The 20,875-nt window shown below is 34.6% G+C and carries 17 protein-coding genes; 15 read left to right on the forward strand and 2 right to left on the reverse strand.

The features are described from left to right. Positions 1-81 precede the first annotated feature (81 nt). A complete protein-coding gene (locus LGQ02_RS09755; RefSeq protein WP_226517961.1) occupies positions 82-684 on the reverse strand; it encodes a class I SAM-dependent methyltransferase in 603 nt (200 codons plus the stop codon). A 281-nt stretch (positions 685-965) separates the two neighbouring features. Between LGQ02_RS09755 and LGQ02_RS09760 the strand changes: the two genes are divergently transcribed. The 13 genes from LGQ02_RS09760 (at position 966) to LGQ02_RS09820 (ending at position 17,708) form a co-directional block, all read left to right on the forward strand. Then, positions 966-1,109, forward strand: a complete 144-nt coding sequence (locus LGQ02_RS09760; RefSeq protein ID WP_226517962.1) for a hypothetical protein — start codon at positions 966-968, stop codon at positions 1,107-1,109. 181 nt (positions 1,110-1,290) lie between these two features. After that, positions 1,291-1,593 carry an HPr family phosphocarrier protein gene (locus LGQ02_RS09765; protein ID WP_226517963.1) on the forward strand — a complete coding sequence of 101 codons (303 nt, stop codon included), beginning with the start codon at positions 1,291-1,293 and terminating at the stop codon, positions 1,591-1,593. A 535-nt stretch (positions 1,594-2,128) separates the two neighbouring features. Next, positions 2,129-2,458, forward strand: coding sequence for a DUF6339 family protein (locus tag LGQ02_RS09770; RefSeq protein ID WP_226517964.1), 330 nt, complete (start codon positions 2,129-2,131; stop codon positions 2,456-2,458). Between the two features lie 176 nt (positions 2,459-2,634). Beyond that, positions 2,635-4,371, forward strand: coding sequence for a DUF262 domain-containing protein (locus LGQ02_RS09775; RefSeq protein ID WP_226517965.1), 1,737 nt, complete (start codon positions 2,635-2,637; stop codon positions 4,369-4,371). 566 nt (positions 4,372-4,937) lie between these two features. Beyond that, positions 4,938-5,456: an HNH endonuclease gene (locus LGQ02_RS09780; protein ID WP_226517966.1), complete on the forward strand. Its 519-nt coding sequence runs from the start codon at positions 4,938-4,940 to the stop codon at positions 5,454-5,456. A gap of 48 nt (positions 5,457-5,504) precedes the next feature. Next, the gene (locus LGQ02_RS09785) at positions 5,505-6,389 is read left to right on the forward strand and encodes a hypothetical protein (protein WP_226517967.1); all 885 of its coding nucleotides are present in this window, start codon (positions 5,505-5,507) and stop codon (positions 6,387-6,389) included. Positions 6,390-6,640: 251 nt separating this feature from the next. After that, the gene (locus tag LGQ02_RS09790; protein WP_226517968.1) at positions 6,641-8,872 is read left to right on the forward strand and encodes an AAA family ATPase; all 2,232 of its coding nucleotides are present in this window, start codon (positions 6,641-6,643) and stop codon (positions 8,870-8,872) included. A gap of 3 nt (positions 8,873-8,875) precedes the next feature. After that, positions 8,876-10,195: a hypothetical protein gene (locus tag LGQ02_RS09795; RefSeq protein ID WP_226517969.1), complete on the forward strand. Its 1,320-nt coding sequence runs from the start codon at positions 8,876-8,878 to the stop codon at positions 10,193-10,195. Positions 10,196-10,351: 156 nt separating this feature from the next. Next, positions 10,352-10,750: a hypothetical protein gene (locus LGQ02_RS09800; RefSeq protein ID WP_226517970.1), complete on the forward strand. Its 399-nt coding sequence runs from the start codon at positions 10,352-10,354 to the stop codon at positions 10,748-10,750. 39 nt (positions 10,751-10,789) lie between these two features. Next, on the forward strand, positions 10,790-13,132 hold the full coding sequence (locus tag LGQ02_RS09805) for a hypothetical protein (RefSeq protein ID WP_226517971.1): 2,343 nt from the start codon (positions 10,790-10,792) through the stop codon (positions 13,130-13,132). A gap of 339 nt (positions 13,133-13,471) precedes the next feature. Next, positions 13,472-13,843 (forward strand): HIT family protein, encoded by a 372-nt coding sequence (locus LGQ02_RS09810; protein ID WP_226517972.1) that lies wholly within the window; start codon positions 13,472-13,474, stop codon positions 13,841-13,843. Positions 13,844-13,862: 19 nt separating this feature from the next. Then, positions 13,863-16,289 (forward strand): DEAD/DEAH box helicase family protein, encoded by a 2,427-nt coding sequence (locus LGQ02_RS09815; RefSeq protein WP_226517973.1) that lies wholly within the window; start codon positions 13,863-13,865, stop codon positions 16,287-16,289. 645 nt (positions 16,290-16,934) lie between these two features. Next, the gene (locus tag LGQ02_RS09820) at positions 16,935-17,708 is read left to right on the forward strand and encodes a PmeII family type II restriction endonuclease (protein WP_226517974.1); all 774 of its coding nucleotides are present in this window, start codon (positions 16,935-16,937) and stop codon (positions 17,706-17,708) included. A gap of 131 nt (positions 17,709-17,839) precedes the next feature. Here the strand turns inward: LGQ02_RS09820 and dcm are convergent, their stop codons facing one another. Next, positions 17,840-19,258, reverse strand: coding sequence for a DNA cytosine methyltransferase (gene dcm, locus LGQ02_RS09825; RefSeq protein ID WP_226517975.1), 1,419 nt, complete (start codon positions 19,256-19,258; stop codon positions 17,840-17,842). Positions 19,259-19,507: 249 nt separating this feature from the next. Between dcm and LGQ02_RS09830 the strand changes: the two genes are divergently transcribed. Then, positions 19,508-20,008, forward strand: a complete 501-nt coding sequence (locus LGQ02_RS09830; RefSeq protein WP_226517976.1) for a hypothetical protein — start codon at positions 19,508-19,510, stop codon at positions 20,006-20,008. Positions 20,009-20,141: 133 nt separating this feature from the next. Next, complete coding sequence (locus LGQ02_RS09835) at positions 20,142-20,609, forward strand: hypothetical protein (protein ID WP_226517977.1); 468 nt, start codon at positions 20,142-20,144, stop codon at positions 20,607-20,609. Positions 20,610-20,875 lie beyond the last annotated feature (266 nt).

The raw sequence follows: 20,875 nt of genomic DNA on the forward strand, positions 1-20,875 counted from the left end.
ACTCATGTGACAGCTGTGTCACCACCACTAATTTATACTCGATATATGGTTAAGGAAGCACAAGAACCGTCCCTAAGCTTCTTATTTTTTTCTTGCCATTATTGTCTGAATGCCTGCTTCTTCGTTGAAATCGAAATAAACAATACCCCAGTCACCGAATTCATTTACGAGCTCGTCAGGCCGGAGTTTGTATTTTTCGGAGACAGGTTTGTCTGTCATTCCCGGTACTGAGACATATGTTTCGATAAAGATATAGCCTTCCGTTTTTACAAGGTCCTTTATAAATGGAAACAGTTTCCTCTCTAAGTAGTAGGTCATGATAACAGCATCTGCCGAGGAGGTCTCGCCTGGTTCAGCGCTTTTAATTCGGTCCACCGTATCTGCCACTAGCTTTATGCCGTCGTCAGTTGCTAAATCGGCAACTTTCGCTTCCACAGACAGCTTACTTTCTGCTGCCTGCTTATTCACACGATCGACGGCTACGTCTGAAATATCAAAAGCTTTAACATCATAGCCTTTTTCAGCTAGATGAAGACTGTTGGCTCCCAGTCCGCATGCAAGGTCGACAGCTGTACCGTCCATTACGGCGGGGATGAGCTGGGTCAGTAACGAATTTGGTTCCTGGGGCTTTTTTTCTTCCAGTTTCGTTTTATGTTTTTCGTTCCACTTCTGTATTGGATCCATTTTATATTCCCACCTTGAAAAATAATTTGATTTTCCTCTTTAATCGTAACCGAAATGCAGATAAGAAGGAACAAGATAAATTGTAAAGAGAGGCGGGAACTCATTATTTTATCGGTCCAGCATTTGAGACTTTCCATGGTGATTACGTAGTTGAGGTGCCCTATGCAGTAAAGTATTACTTAGCTGAGGGTCTGGCACCTTTTTACTTGATTTAGAAAATGAAGGGTTCAGTTACCACGTTGTGTCACTTTAAAAATATGAAAAAAGAAGTAGTTGGTTGTATGAATGAAACGTTCAACGTTATTGTATATGGAACATTACGTAAGGATGAGCGGAATGGTGCTTTATTAAGTGAGGCAACGTGTCTAGCTGACAGTACTGGACGCATGGAGTTCTTTATGACACAAGACTCGGTTTTCCAGTAACCTCTGATCAAGGACTTTGCATGTACTGTTATGGTGATCCATACTAAGTTCGAACCAGTTTGGCTTATCATTTAACTAATACAAATAAATTGGTTGTACGTTAGTAATAACAAGCACCTGTCGCCAGAGTTGATATGTTATAATCAATGGATAGATTTAATATTAAAAGGAGATTTTGTATATGGATTTTAAAAAAGTAACTGAAGTACTAAAAGTTTCTCAAGCTGGTATGCATGGTTCGGTTCCAACTCAAAAAATGGTTGAAGTCGTTCAAGAAGCTAATAAATATAAATCTAGTATTGTCATGCACACGAATAATCGTACTGTTGATGTGAAAAGTTTTTTAGGGCTAACTGTTTCATTATTGGAATTAAAAGAATCCGAATTAGAAATACATGGTGTTGATGAGGAAGAGGCGAAGAAAGCAATGTTGGATGCTTTATCTAAATTAGATATTAAAGTTAACCTAAAGACTGAGAGTTGATTTCAGTCTTTTTTTGTAAATTTTTTAGTAATTGAATCAATTTCATAACTCAAAATAAGATGAGAAATTCCGAATAATGAGCGTAAACTTCACTTCAGACGGACGCTTTCCCGAGGGCTTGTCTTCAGCTAACTTAGGCTCGAAGGCTCCTCGCCTAAGTGGATCTTCAGACTGCGCTTATCCTCCGGGAGTCGCCGCCTTTTGTTACGTTCACTTTCTAATAAACGTACATCTAGTGAAAAAATATCATATCATTCGTTTTATTGCACAAAAAAACGTAATTATGTAATTGACTCAATTTATAATTTAATTATTAAGATCAAAGAAACCTGGAGCATGTTCATTTGGCATATCAGAAATTCCAGAAACCGCATTGCCTTGTGGTGAATCAATGACTGATAAAGGAGCATGTTAAAGACAAAGGACATAGCGGAAGACATACATGTAGTTATAGCAATCATTGCTTTTGAATGGAAGGGGATACAACGAGGACTTAATCGTTTTAAACCTCTAATTATTGTTAAGGGTTGGCTATATGACTTATGATGAAAGTAACAAAGAAAATCCTTATTGGTTAACAGACTTCTTCACCGAAAAAGACTTTTCCGCAAGATGTGTCGTCTTCTTTTCTTCTAACTTTACATCGAACCGAAATATTACAAAAGGGATCTTAAAGTCGCTGATTAAGTTAAAAGAAAAGGGCATTACCATTAAACGTGACCATTTCGTCCAATCAACGAAATATTTGAACGTCGTTGGTGGGGCAATGGTGTTAGATATGCTTTCTACCGATGAAGTAGAGGAAATGATAGATAGCTATTTAGCGAAATATTATGGATACGAAACGGAAGAGAGTTTGGTTTAGACAGATAAATCTCATTCATTTTACATGCACTCCACGAGGGTGGATGTTTTTTTGTTTGAGGAATTTCGAAATAGTGTGGAAAGCTTGTATTGTTCCTAGGTCCTATTTCGTGAAGACTTCCGAACAAACATTTATATGGTATAATTTACTAAAAAGAGTATGAGGGAGGAACGTTTATGGCATTTCAAACTGCGATTACGATACAAAAAGCAATCGAAAATATTGACCAGCGAAAATATTACTTACCTTCTATACAGCGTGAATTTGTGTGGAAACCTGAACAGATTGAAAGGTTATTTGATTCTATTATGAAAGATTATCCTATTGGTTCTTTTTTGTTTTGGCATGTAGAAGAAAATAATATTGAAAAATATCAGTTTTATGAATTTATTCGAGATTTTCATGAGAAGAATAATCGCCATAATGTGAAAGCAAACCTCATTGACGGAAAACCTATTACTGCAATATTAGATGGACAGCAAAGATTAACTTCTTTATATATTGGTTTAAAAGGAACATACGCTGAAAAATTACCTTATAAGAAGTGGAAATACGAAAAATCATTTGTAAAAAAAGAGCTATATTTAAATCTATTAGAAGAATCAAAGAATATAGATTATACATATGATTTTAAGTTCTTAAGTAAGAAAGACTTATCCCAGCAAGAGGACAGCAACAAGTGGTTTAAAGTTTCCGATATACTTAAGTTTAAAGGTATGAATGACATTTTCAAATATGTAAGAGAAAACAACATAGATAGTAATTATGCTTCGGAGTGCCTAAGTTTACTTTATGAGCAGATTATGAGAAAAGGAACAGTGAACTATTACTTGGAGGAAGGGCAGGAACTTGATAAGGTTTTAAATATTTTTATCCGAGTGAACAGTGGCGGAACACAGCTAAGTTATTCAGATTTATTGTTATCAATCGCGACAGCGCAATGGACAGAAGAAGATGCCAGAGAAACGATCACTTTATTTGTTGATGAAATTAATAACATTGGAGATACATTTGATTTTAACAAAGATATCGTTTTGAAAACTTGTCTCGTACTAATTGATTTAAATGATATTGCATTTAAAGTTGATAATTTTAACACTACGAATATGAAAAAGATTGAATCAGAATGGGAGGATATATCTCAATCTATTCGATTGACGGTCGAGCTTATTTCAAGCTTAGGGTTTAATTACAAAACGCTAACTGCAAACTACGTGATTATACCAATTGCTTATTACTTATATAAAAAAGGAAACCCAAAGAATTTTGTTGAATCAAAGGATTACAAAGAAGATAGAAAAAGGATCAAAAACTTTATTACAGTGGCTCTACTAAAAAGAGTTTTCGGAGGCCAACCGGATAACGTAATTAAGCCATTAAGAGAAATTATTAAAAATAACAATGACTCATTTCCATATCATGAAATTAGAAATAACCTAAAAATAACAAATAAATCGATGAAGTTTACAGACGAAGAGGTAGAGGATTTACTCAATTATCAATATGGAAAAAAGTACACATTTTCAGTTTTGTCACTACTTTATCCTACTCTCGATTATAATAATTTATTTCATCAAGATCATATTTTCCCAAAGAGTCTCATGAAATCTCGTGCAAAGTTACGTAAATTTGGGTTATCAGATGAAGCAATAGCTTATTGTGTTGAAAACCATAATTCTCTAGGGAACCTACAATTACTTGAGGGTGTACCAAACCAAGAAAAGTCAGATAAGCAATTTGAAGAATGGTTCAATGAAAATTATAAAACCGATATGGAGAAAGAAAGTTATAAAACGAAGCATTACATTCCTGAAGTTGACCTTTGTATCGGAAACTTTCATATATTTATGGAAAAGAGAGAAAAGATGATATTGGATAAATTAAAGGAGTTATTGGTTATTAGAGATAGTTAGTATTAATAACTAATGTATATAACCAAAAGTAATAATTACAGAATGACATTTGATCCTCCGATCTGTAACAGGTCGGGGGTGTCTTCTATGTAATGATAAGTTTTATGGTTTTGAAATTCAAAGTGTATATTTGTTGTCTACTAGTATTGGAAGTGGCAATTTTCTGTTAGTCGTATTATAGATTAAAGGGAAATATTATATCTTGTCGAAATTAAAATGGTGAAATTTTATGAATTAGATTGACAGAAAGGTTTTCAAGCTTAGAGGAGTATAAATAAATGATCGTCATAACAGAAGATTAATAAGCGAGGTTTTAAGGTGAGTAAGGGTTTACGTTTTGATAATGAAAAATTCAACCAAAAACTAACAAGTAAAACATATATAAAGGGTAAAGACACAATGTATTACATTATAACTATAAAACGGTTCTTAGATAAGAATAATGAAGGCCATTTATATATGAGACGTTATTATTAAACCAGCACGAAATCGTTAGTAGAACGAAAAGTGAAGATCGTTATTCTAAACAGTTATTAACATATGCAAAACAAAAGGGATTTGAACTGTTGTTTTCTTATAACCCTATGGTGAATATCCAAGATGTAACGATGGTGCATTATAAAGAAGATCGTGCAAAGAATGATCCTTGGGAAAAGGAACCGAAACAAAGTTTACAGAAGCTCTTTAATAAATTAGATAAAAAGAGATTAATAGAAGTTGTAAAACAAGACATTCTAGCAGAAAAATCACAATACTCGTCTTTTTATAAGGATGGAGAAGTTAAACCGTATTTTAGAAATCGCTATGAAAGGAAAGGTAAAAACAGATTGCGGGCAATAGAAGTTCACGGCACAACTTGTATTGCATGTGGATTTGATTTCGAGAAAGTATACGGGGAACATGGTAAAGATTTTATCGAAGTACATCATATGAAACCACTAAGTACATTAGACGAAGCAATAGAGGTCGATCCTAAAAAGGATATAGTTCCCGTTTGTGCTAATTGTCATCGTATGATACATCGTAAAAAAGATCATGTGTTATCTATAGAAGAATTGAAAGAACTATTAAAAATACAAGGGTAAAGAGTTTTACTAAATAAATACTTATCTTTTAAAAGGGAGGGCTTAGTTATGCATTCACCGTTAAGTCAAAAACAAATTGATAGTATTTGGAATACACTCACTTTAGAGCAACAAGACTGGACAAATGAGTACACAAATCAAAGAAGAAGAGACAAATGGTTTGAAGCACTAGCCCAAAAAAAGGGGATTGTAATAGATGATCAAATAACCGAGGAAGAAAAAAGAAATGTAATTGATGATTGGGAACTTGTAGAAATATTAGATGGTGGTAAAGGGAACAAACCATACAAATGTGAATGCGGAAAAGCTTTACGTTTTCAATATATTGTTTTTCATGCTTCTAAAAACAAAACGTATAAACTAGGTTCAACTTGTATTGAACATTATACGGGTTTGTCAGTAGATGTTGTGAAAGACATCGAAAAAGGGATTTTACAGATCAATTCGAAACGGGATGAGATATTACTTAAAATTCATGAGAAACAGTATACGAATGTAGAGCGATATCTAAATAAAGGTATTGAATTACCAGAATCGATTACGCAGCAACTTGAGATGGGTATCCCTTTATTGGACGATCAAATAAAGGATCTAGAAGATTCACTAAAAGAAATAGAGCGTCAAGAATGGCTTGAAACGAATAACAAGCTGGGTAAAATAAATGAAAAACAATATTCGCAAATAGAATATGTTAAAGAAATTGATCGTAAAAAAGAAACCTTTCAATATACATACGAGTCCTTCATTAATGAGAACCTTGATATATTAAAACAAATACGGGAAAAAGAAGAACGGTTATCTCCTAAGTTAAAAGAGGAATGGAAGTGGATGCAGAATGAAGTCCTTCGATTAAAAAATGATGGAACAATGGATTTCGAAACATTTTTTGTTCGTATGGAAAATATGTTGATTCCTTTGAAGGTAACTAGATAAATTTTCATCATGGAGTATTATGCGCTAAAAGAATGAGGGGAAATGTAATACGGAATTTTATAAAATGGATCTAATAAGTACGAAGGTAAACGAATAGATTAATCCTTATTGTGCTGTTATACATTTTTATCTGAATGGGAAAAACGGTGAAGAGACTTATAACGGGGCATTTTATCTGCAAAGATAAGCGAAGGACAAGAGATAAAGTGATTCGCTTTAAAATAACCTATCAAAAATAGGGGGGAAGTACAATGACAATACCAAGCAACATAACAAAAGAACATATCGAACAAGCGTTAGAGAAGATTGATGAAATCGGTATTGAAAATGTAAGGCCAGCGACTAAATTTGAGGTACTGCATAATGATAAGCGATATCCACCAAAGGAAGTATTAAGGTTTGCAAATGAAATAGCTAATGGAAATGAATTAAATAACTTCAGTGGTGGAGACGAATCCAATAATTTTTTAATTGATAGAGAATTTACCATCGTTTTAAAAGACACCGACCAAATCATTGGAAAGAATTATACGAAGAATAAAAGCGTCAATCGCGAACTAATGATTGGCCGAGGGAACATTTTTCATTCAAGAAATGAAGCTGATTGGGCCTTTGATTTTACATATAATTTGGTTACTGAACTTGGTATTGAAGGGCCTGGTGATGAACGGCTTTCGGTCACTTATCGTAAGGGTCGAAAATCTATACATATCAATTTTTGTAGCTGGTTAGTTTTAGGGTTTTCCCATAATAAACAAGGAACCGAAGTCCGCCTTCCTTTTACTGAAACCAGTGAACTGGACGGTTATGAGATCGATTATAACTTTAAAAAGATGGGGATGACCAAAAAAGTAAATTGCTATGTACTCCCATTATCAGATGTACAATCCCTATCAAAAACACTTGAAGAAAATTATAAAGAAACGCTTCAATATATCGTAGAACTATTTGAAAATCAAAAGCGTTCGCCGTACCGACATCATAATCATGATCAATTAGAGGAAGCAATATTTAATAATGAAATGAGGAAGGAAATCTTTATGAACGGGTTTGAGATAGGGGATGCAGTTGAAGAGGATGAAGACGTGCAGTATTTTTGGTTAACGGCTAATCCTTCGATTTGGGATGTAAGCAAAATAAAGAATGGGGAAGCAGTTTTTTATACAGCTTATAATGAAAAAGGAAATAAAAGAAGGATCTTTCATGCGTTTGAATCTGCTCAACCGAAAGATAAAATCATTTTTTATGAGTCTACTCCTCGAAGAGAAATCGTAGCAATAGGTGAAGTCGTTGAAGGCCTTCATAAAGAAGAACATGAAGGTTTTCCAGAGCTAGTTGACGGAGTTTCTTTTCGATACATTCGTGATGTTAAACCAATCTCTTGGTCACAAGTTATTGAAGTCGACGAATTAAAGAACGCGAACCCAATAAAAAACGGTGCACAAGGCAGTTTATTTGAACTGACAAAAGAAGAATACGAGACGATTCTTGCACTAGAGGAGCCAGAAGAACAAGAAATTAGTACAAGGGATGAAGGACTAAAGAAAATTGATTTTAATACCCCAATTGAGATAAGAGGTCTACACTTTGAAGATAAACAATTAATCATGAACCAAGCCCAAACTGCTCTTAAAAACGGGAAGAATATCATTTTAACAGGACCTCCAGGAACTGGGAAGTCAAAATTAGCGAAAGAAATTTGCCGAAGTTTTGAAGTCGATTATCAAATGACAACAGCCACCTCAGATTGGTCAACGTATGAAACGATTGGTGGCTATCGTCCAGAGGCAGATGGAACACTGTCATTTAAACCAGGTTTATTTTTGTCATGCTTTAAAAACTCAAATACGTATAAACAGCAAAATGAATGGTTGATCATTGATGAAATGAATCGTGCCGACATTGATAAAGCCTTTGGATCTTTATTTTCAGCGTTAACGGGTGATTCAATTTCATTACCTTTTACAGCAGAAAGTGGAAAACAGGTCATCGTTCGACCGCAAAAGGATAATATGACTTTTCCAAAAAATGATTACGAATATATCATCCCGAATGATTGGCGCTTAATTGGAACGATGAACACTTTTGATAAAGCATCTTTATATGAAATGAGCTATGCGTTTATGAGACGTTTTGCCTTTATTCCTGTTGGTGTTCCAAAGGTTATATCAGATGAACTTGTAGAATCGTACCTTACTCAATGGGGAATAGAGCAACATAGTTATATTCGGCCGCTCACTCAAACGTGGAAATTGATTAACGAAAAAAGACAAATCGGTCCTGCAATTGTTGAAGACATTGCTAAGTATACGGTAGAAGATGGAGACTTTACTTCAGCAATTATTTTATATGTTATGCCTCAGTTTGAAGGGCTGATGGATCATGAAATCATCGAATTTGTAAACAAAATGGGTGAACTAACTGAAATTGACAAAGAACGTTTACACAACTTTGCCGTTGATTTTTTCCAAATAAAGGAGTAACTCATGAAACGAACTGAAATCATGAAAGAGGTAAGTGACTTTCTCATTGTTTACTTGAAAGCGGGAAAGGTAGGGATGAACTCTTTTATAAAAAAGGCGAATTTAAATATATCTCAACTTGATCATTTATTAATGATTCATTTTTTGATACGTGATGACGTGAAACAATTTGTACGAGAATTACCTGTTGAGATACGACGGTTTAAAACGTCGACAAGGTCCACCAATAAAGTTTACTCTGGCGAAGTTCGCGGTCAAATCAATTGGTCAAATACATTAAAAGAGCGGATAAAAAGAAATCATAATGATCGTACGATCTTTTCTTGTAATGAATCCATCCGTAATTATGACATTGCTGAAAATCTTGTCCTTAAAGAATGTCTTAGTACGTTATATCAGATCCTATTTTTAAAAATTGATACGAGCCGTCTTGAAAAATATGATTACTTTAAGGAGTGGAAGGAATTAAAGGGCATAGTTGAGGATATGATCCGAAAAAATGTTTATCTATCAAAGGTTCAATCAGAAGAAAGTAAAGTCACGAACCGAATGATTCAAAAAACACTCACACACCGTAATCCATTGTATCGAAAAGCCGCTAAACTATTGCTTGATTACCGCGAACTGATGAAAGGGAAGTATGATGAAGATGTTTTGCAAGCTTTATTAGTCGAAACGTTTATCTTTCCTGATAAAGAAGAAGTGTTGTTTGAGTTGTACTGGACGATCCAATTAATCAAATGCAGTACAGAGAATGCACAGTTACAGTTGATCAACGGAAAAAATAATCTCGTTGCAAGCTGGGAAGATGAGGAACACTCTTACCATATATATCACGACTCAAAAGGGTCGCCAAACATTTTATTTCATGTTTCTACCGAAGAAGTCGCTGAAGTGGAGCACCCTTTTATTAAGAAAAAAATATCTGCTATGGATTTTGCTCATCAAGTAGCTGAAGCGAGTTTTCAAGGCGGTTTTGATCAGACGACTTATTGGCGTGGCAGACCAGATATTATTATTGAGATGTATACGAAAGAAACCGATGAATTAGTAAAAGTCGTGATTGGTGAAGTGAAAGATACAAAACGAACGGAATATGCTATTACAGGATTACGTGAGCTCATTGATTATATGGAATTGATCAAAGATAAACATGGTGTTTATTTGAGGGAAAAAAATGAGAGTATGGTTGAAGGTAGGTTATTTGTCGAAGGCATAGACGTGAAAGAATCAACGAGTGAACACGTTAAAGTTCATTCTTTGTTTAGTAAGGATGTTAAGTTAAATATTACAGTACCTAAAATCAAAACAAAATTAAGTTAAACATATTTTCCCATACTGTTTGTTCGGTGTGGGGTTTTTCATTTGTCTCGTTTTGTTTCCTTTCCTTTGGATTTGATTTGTAATGTTTTGGAACATTTTGGAATAGGACAATTTTCACAATACATAAGAATTAGTACATGAACAAAGGAGGACGTCATGAGAAAAAGGAAAAGTTATAAAGTTGACCCAGGTTATATGACGTGTCCGGATGCTGCTAGATTATTTTTAGACATTGTAGGAAAAACAGAAAACGAATATAGAGAGTATTATGAGTTCTTTCTAGAGGGGGCGAAACAAGGGAAGTTTAGTGGTAAAGAATACAAGACAAATATGTATCAAGTGAAAAAGTCGGAAATTGTTGCTTATGCAAAAAGCTATCAAGAAACGGACTTTTGTGTAGACTTAACAAAAACATTAGATATTACTGATCGTGAGGTAAACACTCAGGTAGAATTAAATAAAAATGAAATTAATACAATTATTGCTTTCCAAGAACAAGGTATTTTAAAAAAAGAAGCGGCTTACGATGCGATCAAGAAAATTATTTTGAATTAGTTATCTAGAAATATACAACTTTTTGATCGGGGGAGTAGAATGCTAACAAATAATGATGTGAAAGAATTCGCCATAAACTTAGCTAATACTGAAAGCGAAGGAGAAGTTATAAAAGTATTAAAAGAATATGGTTATTTTAATGATGAATTATGTTGGAAGCCATTTGGTAATAATGAAAATAATTTTTCGGTCATTGGAGCCCAACAAAGTTCAGCAGATGCTGCTTTAGTTGAAAAGTTAATCAATAGTGTTGATGCTGTGTTAATTCGAAAGTGTATGGAAGAAGCGATAGACCCGACCGGTGTTGAAGCTCCACCATCAATTAGAGATGCTCTAGAAAAGTTCTATCAAGTTTCAGAAGGAAATTTAATTCATTTAAATAAAAATGAGAGAAATATGTTGGCTCAAAATATAAGACTATATACAACAGGCAGCAAAAGTAAACCAAATTATTGTGTAGTCGACCTTGGTGAAGGTCAATCTCCAAGTCGGTTACCGGAAACAATTCTATCTTTAAGTAAATCTAATAAACTAAGAATTCCTTTTGTTCAAGGGAAGTTTAATATGGGAGGTACTGGAGTCCTTCAATTTTGCGGGGAGAATAACTTTCAACTGATTATTTCAAAAAGATGTCCGAGAATACCCGATCGATTTAATGAATTTGATAAAAAAATAGATCATACAAAAGATTATTGGGGTGTGTCAATTGTCCGGAGAAGCCCACCAAAAAAGGGAGCTAAAAGTTCTTCTTACGAGTATTTGGCCCCGGGTGGTAATATATTGAAATTTAAAGCTGATGAATTTAACGTTTTACCTGAAAGTAAGTTCAAATGGGGGACTTTTATTAAATTGTATGAATATAAAATTCCGGGTTGTACCTCGGTTTCAACGTTTGATTTATACTATAGGCTATCGCTTTTAATGCCAAACGTTGCGCTACCTATTAGAATTATAGAAACACGTGATTATAAAGGTAACACTTTAGAAACAACGATTAATGGGTTGAGGGTTAGGTTGGAAGAAGATCGTAATAAAAATTTAGAAGAGAATTTTCCTTACCGAAGTGAAATAACCGTTAACAATCAGAAGATAAAATACTCTCTTTATGCGTTTAAAGAGGGAAATGATGACAATTATAGAAAACAAGAAGGGGTTATTTTTGTAATTAATGGTCAAGCGCATGGTTTTCTTCCAAAAAGTTTGTTTGGAAGAAAGAAAGTCGGTTTAGGGTACATCAAAGATTCTCTGTTAGCCGTTCTAGACTGCTCGGATTTAGATTTACGCTCAAGAGAAGATTTATTTATGAATAGTAGGGATAAGTTAAGGGACGGTGATTTGAAAAAAACAATTGAAGATTGTTTAGAAGATACCTTTAAAAACAATGTATTACTTAAAGAACTCCAAAAGGAGAGAAGGAAAAAAGCTATAGAAGATAAAATAGGTGATTCAAAGCCTTTATCAGAAGTATTGAACAAAATAATGAAGCAGTCACCATCCTTGAAAGATTTTTTGAGCTATGGAAGTAAAGTAATAAACCCATTTGATATAGGTGATGAAGATGGAGAAGATAAAGGTGATAACGGTGGCGAAAACCAACATCCTAATAGTGACTTTAAAGGTGAATTCTTTCCAACATACTTTCACCTTAAAGGAAAAGTATCGCGTTTATTAAAATCGGTCCCAAAAAATAGAAAGGCGAGAGTGATTTTTGAGACCGATGCTGAAAACGGGTATTTTGGTAGAAAAGATAAACCGGGACAGATTAAATTGACTGTTAATGGTGTAAATGTACCGACATATTCTATGAACCTTGTTTCAGGTCGAGCTTCATTAAATATTACTCTTCCAACGAAATGTAGAGTAGGGGATCAATTAGAATATAAGATAGAAGTTACAGATGGTTCAAGAAAAGAGCCCTTTATTGAAAAGTTTATCATTTATGTTATGAAAGCAACTCCGAGTAAAGGGATGAAAAAAAATAAACCAAACCTTGCTCCTCCTGAGCTTATCGAAGTAAAAAAACAAGAGTGGTCAAAACATCAAATGAACGAAGAAGCAGTTCTTAGAGCAAAGGAAGATGACGGAGTATATGATTTTTTTGTAAATATGGATAATGTCTACCTTCAGTCAGAGTTATTAAAGCATAAAGACAATGAAAAAATGAATGTAATAAAATCTCAGTATAAATATGGTATGTCTCTAATTGCATTAGCGATATTACAACATTACACGCATAAGGAAACAAAACAAAACGAAGATGAAAATGAAGAAATTGATGTAACTGAAAAGATTTACGAAATCACAAAAATCATTGCTCCTTTATTTCTACCAATGGTTACGACTATGAATGAGTTACAAATAGAAGAGAAAATGGAATTGTAGTAAAAAATAGATTGTATAAAAGCCTTTTCTGTTTTAAAAAAGTGCCAGTTGCATTAATGAAACTGGCACTTTTTTAAGAGAACAATGAAACAGAACCACGCCTCCTTATACTTCCAATTAATAAATATACATAGTAAAATATTCCTTATATATTACAAATTTGGAAGCATGCGAACCGTCCAAGACTGGTGAAAAAGTCGCTGAAAAGTTAAAGTAGTGATCAAACCATACGATATACAGAACCAAAACTATGTTTACCACCCTATATATAGCGATCGGGACTTTTAGTTCTCACTTTTTCACTGGTCCCGAACCGTCCCCACGCTTCCAAAAAGTGAGGTGTACATTTTGACTTGCCTATTCTGCGAACTGAACGATTACATACTAGAAAACGACTATGCATTCGTAATTTATGATAAATACCCTGTTGCGAAAGGACATGCTCTTGTGATTCCGAAGCGGCATGTGGCGGATTATTTTGATACGACAAAAGAAGAGAAAGACGCGATGCAAGAGCTTGCGGAACAAATTCGGGATATTCAAATAGAAGAGCTGTCTCCAGACGGCTTCAATGTCGGAATCAATTGCGGACAAGTAGCGGGGCAGACCGTCTTCCATGTGCATATGCACGTGATTCCAAGATACGAAGGAGATATGGAGGACCCGCGTGGCGGTGTACGTGGAGTGATTCCAGAAAAACAGAAGTATTAAGGACGGAAGGAGGATAAAAATGAGCGAAGTAAAACTCATAACAAATCAATTAATCAAAGAAATCACAGCAAAAATCGATCAAGCTTCAACCGTTTATATCCTCGTTTCTTTTTCTATGAAAACTGGAGTTGAATTGCTGACTCCTGCGTTAAAACGAGCGGCCGAGCGAGGTGCTGATATAAAAATTTGTACGGGTGATTATATGTTTGTCACTCAGCCAGAGGCACTTGAAAAACTATTACATATCGATCCAAACGTCGAAATTCGAATGTGGCGCAGTGAAGGGAAGTCGTTTCATCCAAAAGCTTACCTAATAGAAAACAGTCATGATGGCACGTTATATGTTGGTTCGTCGAATCTATCTTCTTCAGCCTTAACAAATGGTGTGGAATGGAACCTCGCTGTATCCAACGAACTGGCAGAAGAAGCAATTAATGAAGCCCGTGAAGAATTTTTAAGGCTTTTTTATCATGAGCAAACGGTCCCTTTAAATGAAGAGACGCTAAAAAATTACGGACAACTTTATAATGAGAAAAGGCGTGAACTTCCAGAGTTTGCACGCTGGTGGACTGAGGAAGACGAAAAGAGCTTAATGCTCGCAAGCGATAGACGAGAAGAGAGTGCGATTGCAGAAACAAAAGAGGAATATGTGACAAAGATTGAACCGCGCGGACCTCAAGTGGATGCGTTACAATCTTTAAAGGACACCGTAGAAGAAGGATATAACAAAGCAATGGTGGTCATGGCGACGGGCCTTGGAAAAACATATTTAGCCGCCTTTTTCGCGAGACAATATTCCAAAGTCTTATTCATTGCTCACCGAGAAGAAATTTTATACCAGGCACAAAAATCGTTTCAACATGTAATGCCAGAAAATACGACTGGTATTTTAAAAGCGAATGTGAAAGAAACAAATGCTGATCATGTTTTTGCATCGATTTTTACACTATCGAGTGACAAGCAACTGAAAGCATTGGATCCGGACGAATTTGATTTAATCATTATTGATGAATTTCATCATGCCGCGGCAAATTCTTATATGAGAGCATTGGACTACTTTGAGCCTCGGTTTTTATTAGGGTTAACAGCAACACCAGATCGGATGGATGGAAAGGATGTTTTCTCTCTTTGCGAAGGGAACGTTGCTTTTCAAATGCACTTTCTTGAAGCGATTCAAATTGGCTGGCTTTCTCCGTTTCATTATTACGGCATTTATGATGATACCGATTACTCCGAAGTGAAGTGGCTTGGCACAAGGTATGATCAAGACGAACTTCTGAAAAAACAATTGCGGGAAGACTATGCAGAAAAAGTGTTCAATGCGTGGGAAAAACATAAGCAGACCCGGACTCTTGCCTTTTGTTCATCGATCAAGCAAGTAAACTTTTTAGTAGGTTACTTTAAAAAACAAGGAGTAACCGCTGTCGGCTTGCATTCTGCGGCAGAAGGAATTACACGAAAAGAAGCGATTGAACAAATCACGGCAGGGAAGATAGACATCATCTTTACCGTTGATTTATTTAATGAAGGAACAGATATTCCAGCGCTCGACACCTTGTTATTTGTTAGACCGACTGAATCATTGACGATTTTCACACAACAAATAGGACGTGGACTGCGTCTCCATCAAGGCAAAGAGCATTGTGTTGTGATTGACCTCATCGGTAACTACCGTAATGCGGACTTAAAACTCGGTCTTTTGGATACTCGTTCAGAAGAAGAGCGGGAGAAGCCCCGTAGCAAAGTTGTCCCTACTGTTCCTGAATCTTGTTTGATAGATATGGATCTTAAGGCTGTTGATTTACTAGAAGAGTTTAAGAAAAAGTTTAATCCTAGAAAGCAAAAGATATTAAATGCATATGATCGATTAAAAGAAGAGATTGGCTATCGCCCTACATACTTAGAGTTCCACCGACATGGATATGAAAATTCGGATGCTATATATAAAGAATTTAAATCTTATGTGGGCTTTCTTAATTGGGCGGAAGAATTAACAGATAATGAACAAAAGGCCTATTTAGAAGGAGAAGCTTGGATTAAGGAAGTTGAAAGAGTGTTTTTTAGTAAGGTAAGTAAAAGCTACAAGATGGTCGTACTACAATATATGTTAAATCGAGGCCAAAACGAATGGTTAGAACCAGTGACTCCAAAGGAAGTAGCACCGTATTTTTTTGACTATTATACTGAAAATGAATACCGGAGAAAAATTGACTTCAATGATAAGGACAAGCAAAATTTGACTGCGAATGATATCGATGAGGTAGCAAAACTTATTGCCAGAATGCCAATGTCTCGATTTAGTGACATTTCTTCTTTTGATGGGAAAAGTTTCACTTTAAACTTATTTTTCAGTGATGAAACTAATGAGTGCGTTTACAAATGGACACAGGAGATCTGTGAGTATAGATTGGAGAGATATTTTGAGAAAAAAGCTAAAAAAAAGTGAACATCATTTTGTATAGGGGCAATGTATTTTGTTACTTTAAGAATGGAGTCTAAGAATATATAGCTAAAAATGCTATTAAGGAAGCACGAGTACCCTCCCCATGCGTCTTTAAATGATATAAGAGAAGTAAAGTGTTACGTAAGTAATTTGAAGTATTTAGGAGGATTGACTCCATTAATGATATGTCCAGGCTGTTTAAAATGATAAAGGATGGGTATTTCGACAGTTTATCAGTCTACCAAGAAAGTAAGGTTCACTTAAAAAACGGGGAAACTTTTTCCAGCTAGTATATCAAGTGAATTCACCTATATTTCATACATATGCGCACCGTAGGATCCCAAAAATCATCATTTGAAGGTAACGGTTTTATGTATATCTTTGACCCAAAGTATCGGGGAGCTGCAAACATGTCGAATGCATTAGGCGAGATACATAAATACCGAGACGGCATTCTCGCACGCCAGACAGGAGAGAAAGTAGTAGAGCAAGTGTTTCATTGTAACACCATGGCTAGATGAAGGCGAACACAACCTTCTTTTAACCTAACCTGATTTTCATTATGATAAAATAATTAAACTTTAAACATTAGGAAAGTAATGGTAAAATTGGCATGGATTTATGTGTAAACTTTAAGGGAGGGATAAAGTGTCACAACAAAAGTTAGATCAACAAACCCTGGATAATATCATTTTAAAATTTAAAACCTTTTTCAGGAATGAAATTGCTAAAAACCATGTGAAGAATACCTCAAAATTAGTAAAGTTAAAAAATTTTAATCTGAACCCATTCCTAGACATGTATAAGGCGAGGTTTTTGACAGGGAAGGTTGATTCAATAAGTATTGCTAAAGCATTAGTTTATCCAAGAATTCTAGGTACTTCTATTAATACCAGCTTTGGTACTCAATTACAAAAGTATTGTAGTGAAATTTTGGAAGGGTTTGCATCAACTACCTCTGGAATTGATATTGAATTCATCGATAAGATAGATGGTAAAAGAAAATATTGTCAAGTAAAAGCTGGCCCAAATACAATCAATAGTGACGATGTTGAAACAATAAAAAACCATTTTGCTGGAGTAAAGAATTTAGCAAGAACAAATAACTTAAATATTGGATTAAATGATTTAATAGTTGGGGTTTTCTATGGGCAGCCAAAGCAATTAAGTCAACACTACAAAAGGGTAAATAAAGACTATCCTGTTATTGTAGGTGAAGAATTTTGGCATAGGTTAACTGGGCATTCTAATTTTTATCAAATAATTAGTGATGCTATGGGAGAAGTAGCAGAAGAGTATGATTCCTCTGAACTTGTAGAAAGAGTAATTAAGGAATTAGCAGAGGACATTGAATTAACATTATTCAAAGAGGAGGAGGCACTAAAAGTAGCAGAACCATCCACTCCTTATAAAAATAAATAAAAAAGAGGGGGAGTTCCCCTCTCTATTTATATTTATTCATCAAGATCAATATCAACCTCATTAAAACTTTTTAAAGGAATAATTGGTTGCTAATTGGTTTTGTTCTTCCTCAGAAAGTTTCCTATTCTTCACTAACTTGTGACATAGTGTTTTTCATTTCTTCTAACTTCTTGATCACCTTTTCCATTAACACTATTATAAGGGTGTTTTATTTGGTTTAATATATTTACAATTGATAAACCAATAGCTTTAGCCATATTGACAGGTACAGCATTTCCTATTTGTTTATATGCATTGTTTGTAGAACAATCAAATTTCCAGTCATCAGGGAAGCTCTGTATTCTTGAATACTCTCTAACAGTAAATGGTCTTGTTTCATCTGGATGGCATCTTTCTGTTTGTTTTTGAGCTGGAGAACAGGTCAAGGTAAGGGAAGGTTCATCCCATGATAATCTTCTTGCCATTCCTGTTCTCCCCCCACCTGAGTAATAACTTTTACCCATATAATCCTTTGCTATTTCATCAGGAAGATCTCTCCAATATCCCCCCGGAGGTACTAGGTCTAGGACTTTGCTTTTAGATTCAGGATATTTTGCACCATCAGATTGTGGCACATCTTTTAAAATATCTTTAAGAGTAAGTTCATATCCATAAGGTTCTGGGAAAAAGTATTCAATATCATATTCTTTAACTAAGTCATTTCTAATTCCAACTAGCACTATTCTTTCTCTTTTTTGAGCTACATCATAATCTAATGCTCTTAATATTTTCCATTTAACAGTATATCCAATTTCAGAGAATACTTTTAACATTAATGCTAAGGTTCTACCATTATCATGGTTTACTAATCCCTTTACATTTTCAGCTAAAAACATTTTAGGAAGTAGTTGCTTTAAAACTTGTGCATAGTAATAAAACATTGTACCCCTTGCATCAGAAAGTCCCATCTTTTTTCCTGCATAGCTAAAAGCCTGACAAGGATAACCTCCTGATAAAAGATCAAGCTCACCTATTGGCATATCCACATAATTTCTAATACCCTGTTCAACTACTTCAATAATATCTTCTTGAATGACATTCCAATTTGGTCTGTTTTTTCTGAGAGTTTGGCATGCATGCTTATCAATTTCTACTAGCCCTTTAGAATTGAATCCAGATTGTTCTAATCCTAAAGCTAACCCACCTGCACCTGCAAAAAGTTCAACAACAGAAAAGTTACTTTTAGCTTTCATACCTCTTACATCTACAAAATTATACCCTTCAAAGTCCTTTATAAAGTCCTTTACATTGAAACCTTCTTCCTGGGGGTTATCTAATTCAGGCTCTTCAAAACCAAGTGTTAGTTGCTCTGAATCTAGTATTTCTTCAAAGTTCACATCTAAAACTTCACATAGCTTTAATGCATTAGATTTAATAGGGTTAAAGTTGGGGGAAAGCAACATAGAGAGTTGGTTTTTACTAAGCCCTAAGTATTCAGCTAATTCTTTTTGAGTAGAGATTCCTTTTCTTTTCATATGTAATCTTACTTTGTCTTTACTAATATTGTACATTTCATAACCCTCCATTGGAGTTAAAAAAATATTTAACTTTTATAGGGTTATTATGAAGGCTTGTACAAAATAAGTCAATAAATATGTTATATAACTCAAAAATAAATTGTTGTCTTGAGTAATATTGGTAAACTTATATTATAAAACTATGTTAATAGTGTGTAAATTGATATATTAAATTTATACCTAAACATATTTGTGTTTAAATAACAAATTTTGGACATATTTTTTAGGAGGCGGCAGGAAGGTATGAGTATGGAAGTTAAAGAGATATTTAAACAAATGAATGATTATGATTTAGTAGAAGTTTATGGGGAATGGTTAAGTGAATTAAAAATAAGAGGAATGATCAGAACTAATAATGTTGTTGGAGAGTTAGGAGAATACCTAGCTATCAAATATTATCAAGACACATCTGGTTTACCCAAACTTCAAGCTGCTCCAACAGGTACTCAGAATATAGATGCTATAAGTATAAATGGTGATAGATACAGTATAAAAGCAACTACTGGGAGTGTTACTGGAGTTTTTTATGGCCTTAATGACCCTGAAAGTGAAGTTGAAGATAAACAGAAATTTGAATATGTGATAATAGTTATTTTTAATAAGGACTTCACCTTAAATTCAATTTATGAATTAGAGTGGGGTGGATTTATAAAACTTAAGAGGTGGCATAAAAGAATGAGAGCTTGGAATATTTCAATAACAAAGGATCTAATCAATAGCTGTAAAGTTATTTACCAAAATTAAATGATCAGGGCAAATTTAAATCAAAAGAATTTACAAGGACGACTCATGACGGGTCGTCTATTTTTGTAAATAAATAGAAATAAGCAGGAATAAATACCTTTTTGTCGAATGGGATATTTTAGGAGGGTGATGATTGAGAGACGAATTTGGAATTAAACACCTGCCAAAGTGGGAGGAAATGATTAAAGCGTTATTCAATGGTGAAGTTCCATTAGAAAAAGAGTGGAATAACCTTTATGACATTGTTAAAGTAATGGATTATGTCGGTAGAAGTACTGCCGCAAATCATACATTCTTACCAAATGGCGGTGGACTAGGCTTGCACGGTTGTACAGTCTCAAGCGAAGCAGGTTGTATAGAATTAAATTTAGGTTCGATTGCTCATATACTGAAACCTAAAAAACTAACTTTTCAGTGGTTTCCAAATGCTGAATACGAATGGGCATATTTCCTTCTTGAAACAGAAACATTAGGGCCGTCGGGAGTTTATGAAAGTTTAGCTTTTAACGAAGAAGAGTTAGTCGAAACTTCTAAGGGAGAATATATTGAAAGAGGTTATTGGGATGCAGGGGAATACAACGGTGAAAGTTTGCCAGACTAAGCGCGTCTAGTTGGAAGGTATTTACAAGGTTCTCTTGCGACTTTCTCGAAAGCGTCATTATATAATAAAACACTAGCACATATGATGGGCGTCATAGCAAATTGTCACCGCAAGAATTTATAAACCATGTCCAAGAAGTGGTTACGTATTTAAAAAGCAAGAGCAAAAATAAATTTAATAACGATTCCTGACCTACGGTACGATTAAGCTTTAAGGTGATTGGGGTCAGGCACGTTATTTGATAATCTATCCATACTAGTAAATAT

The sequence above is a fragment of the Bacillus shivajii genome, assembly GCF_020519665.1.
Taxonomy (GTDB): domain Bacteria; phylum Bacillota; class Bacilli; order Bacillales; family Salisediminibacteriaceae; genus Bacillus_CA; species Bacillus_CA shivajii.